Genomic DNA, 3,121 nt, shown 5'->3' on the forward strand with positions numbered 1-3,121 from the left:
CACATGTATTGGTCATGACGGCCACTCCTATACCCAGGACTTTAGCCATGAGTATTTACGGAGATTTAGATATTTCAATTATAGACGAGCTTCCGCCAGGAAGAAAAGAAATTAAAACTGTTTGGCGATCAGATGCTCACAGACTTGGGGTATTTAAGTTTATTAGAGAAGAGATTAAAAAAGGCAGACAGATTTATGTTGTTTATCCATTAATCAATGAATCAGAGGCACTAGATTACAAGGATCTCATGGATGGATACGACAGCATTTCAAGGTCTTTTCCTGCGCCTGAATTTCAAGTATCTATAGTTCATGGGCAAATGAATGCAGAAGCAAAAGCCTACGAAATGGACCGTTTTGTCAAAGGAGAAACTCAAATTATGGTAGCTACAACTGTAATAGAAGTTGGGGTCAATGTTCCTAATGCTTCAGTGATGATTATTGAAAGTGCAGAGCGCTTTGGGTTGTCTCAATTACACCAGTTAAGGGGACGTGTGGGTAGAGGTGCAGAACAGAGTTTTTGTATCCTCATGTCTGGAAACAAAGTGTCTCAAGAAGGAAAAACACGACTAGAAACCATGGTTGCTTCTAGCGACGGGTTTGAAATAGCAGAAGTTGATTTAAAACTAAGAGGGCCTGGAGATCTCATGGGTACCCAACAGAGCGGCGTGTTACAACTCAAAATTGCAGATATTGTCAAGGATGCAGATTTACTTAAAAAAGCGAGAGAGGTTGCTATAACTACTTTAAAATCAGACCCTTATTTAGATACCGCAAGCAATAAACCAATTTTACTAGCGTACAGAGCGCTTGTAAAACACAAAAATATTTGGAATTACATCAGTTGAACATCGTAATTCAGACACAAAAAGATAACTGCAAACACTTATTTTTTATTTATTTTTACAACTTGCACAATATTCAATAGGCACTTTAATTGCCTTCTTTTAATACCATTTTTTCTATGAAAAAAACACTTTTTGACAAGGTTTGGGATTCTCATGTGGTGAGAAGCATTGAAAACGGTCCAGATGTCCTGTTTATTGACCGTCATATGGTCCATGAAGTAACCAGTCCTGTAGCTTTTTTAGGACTTAAAAACAGGGGAGCTAAGGTGTTGTATCCAGAACGTACCTTTGCCACAGCAGACCATAATACACCCACGATTAATCAGCATTTACCTGTAGCAGACCCCTTGTCTGCAAATCAATTAAAGGCGCTTGAAGAAAATGCCACTGCACATGGTATTTCATATTGGGGGCTTGGACATGAAAAAAATGGTATTGTACATGTCGTAGGACCCGAATATGGCATTACGCAACCAGGTGCTACGATTGTTTGTGGAGATTCACATACCTCTACCCATGGTGCATTTGGCGCTATAGCTTTTGGAATTGGAACTTCAGAGGTAGAGATGGTACTTACCACGCAATGCATTATGCAGCCCAAGCCTAAGAAAATGGTCATAAGGGTTAACGGAAGCCTACAAAATGGGGTAACTCCTAAAGATGTGGCCCTGTATATTATTTCCAAACTCAGTACTTCTGGGGCTACAGGGTACTTTGTTGAATACGCTGGAAATGTTTTCTCTGAAATGAGTATGGAAGGGAGAATGACTGTTTGTAATCTAAGTATTGAGATGGGTGCCCGCGGCGGAATGATGGCCCCAGATGAAAAGACTTTTGAATACATCAAAGATAGAGAGTTTACGCCAAAAGGAGCTTCATGGGATAAAGCCATGGCTTATTGGAATACATTATATACTGAAGAGGGCGCTTCATTTGACAAAGTGTACGAGTTCGATGGCTCGGATATTGAGCCTATGATCACTTATGGAACCAACCCAGGTATGGGAATGGGAATATCTAAGGATATTCCACTAGCTACTGATCTAGAGGGAGGTGTAGCCACTTACCAAAAGTCATTGGCCTATATGAATTACAACGAGGGAGATACTATGATTGGTAAATCTATTGATTATGTATTCTTAGGAAGTTGTACCAATGGTAGGATAGAAGATTTCAGGGCTTTTGCAAGCATTGTAAAAGGAAGAAAAAAAGCAGATCATGTCACTGCCTGGCTTGTACCAGGTTCACATCAGGTGGAAAAAGCCATAAAAGATGAAGGAATTTTGGAGATTTTAGAAGCAGCAGGATTTACACTCAGAGAACCAGGTTGTTCAGCTTGCTTGGCTATGAATGACGACAAAATTCCTGCAGGAAAATACGCTGTAAGTACTTCTAATAGAAATTTTGAAGGAAGACAAGGGCCAGGTTCAAGAACCTTATTAGCCAGTCCATTAGTTGCAGCTGCAGCAGCCGTAACAGGACAAGTAACCGATCCAAGAACTCTTTTACAATAAATTTACCACACTATGGCATACGATAAATTCACTACATTAACTACGACTGCAGTTCCACTGCCTATAGAAAACGTAGACACGGATCAAATCATACCAGCAAGATTTTTAAAAGCCACGGAAAGAGTTGGTTTTGGAGATAACTTATTTCGTGATTGGAGATATAATTCAGATAATACTCCAAAAGAAGATTTTGTCCTCAACAATCCAAAGTACCAAGGGAAAATACTCATTGGTGGTAAGAACTTTGGGTCCGGATCATCTAGAGAACATGCTGCTTGGGCCGTTTACGATTACGGCTTTAGATGTGTTGTGTCTAGTTTTTTTGCAGACATTTTTAAAAACAATTGCTTAAATATTGGTGTATTACCAGTTCAAGTAAGCCCTGCTTTCTTAGAAGTTATATTGGCGGCTGTATTCAAAGACCCTACTACTGAAATAGTGGTAAATCTTCCTGCACAAACTATTAGCATTCCTAGTACAGGAGACCAAGAGTCTTTTGACATTAATGTCTATAAAAAAGAAAATATGCTTAATGGTTTTGACGACATTGATTATTTGAGAAGTATGGAGGAAGAGATTACCTCTTTTGCTGACAATACACCTTTATAAATTACCAAAATGCATTCCTGATGACTGCTAAAAACCAACGTATCATAGAAATCATGGACACCACTTTAAGGGATGGTGAACAGACTTCTAGTGTGTCATTTTCTGCCTCTGAAAAACTTACTTTAGCTAAATTATTGTTAGAAGAACTCA

At 39.0% G+C, this 3,121-nt stretch carries 4 protein-coding genes; all 4 read left to right on the plus strand.

Features of this window, described 5'->3' with window-relative positions; genetic code table 11:
- Positions 1-848 (plus strand): helicase-related protein (locus tag ABF281_RS02050; RefSeq protein WP_347180036.1); only part of this gene is annotated, 848 nt, incomplete at its 5' end.
- Positions 849-964: 116 nt separating this feature from the next.
- Positions 965-2,362 (plus strand): 3-isopropylmalate dehydratase large subunit, encoded by a 1,398-nt coding sequence (gene leuC / locus ABF281_RS02055; RefSeq protein ID WP_347180037.1) that lies wholly within the window; start codon positions 965-967, stop codon positions 2,360-2,362.
- 12 nt (positions 2,363-2,374) lie between these two features.
- Positions 2,375-2,971, plus strand: coding sequence for a 3-isopropylmalate dehydratase small subunit (leuD, locus tag ABF281_RS02060; protein WP_347180038.1), 597 nt, complete (start codon positions 2,375-2,377; stop codon positions 2,969-2,971).
- A gap of 20 nt (positions 2,972-2,991) precedes the next feature.
- Positions 2,992-3,121 (plus strand): hypothetical protein (locus tag ABF281_RS02065; protein ID WP_347180039.1); only part of this gene is annotated, 130 nt, incomplete at its 3' end.

Source organism: Wenyingzhuangia sp. (genome assembly GCF_039768515.1).
In the GTDB taxonomy this organism is placed as follows: Bacteria; Bacteroidota; Bacteroidia; order Flavobacteriales; family Flavobacteriaceae; genus Wenyingzhuangia.

Excerpts from the sequence above, each read along its gene's own strand:
- leuC (WP_347180037.1), top strand. The coding sequence starts at position 965 with ATGAAAAAAACACTTTTTGACAAGGTTTGGGATTCTCATGTGGTGAGA.
- leuD (WP_347180038.1), top strand. The coding sequence starts at position 2,375 with ATGGCATACGATAAATTCACTACATTAACTACGACTGCAGTTCCACTG.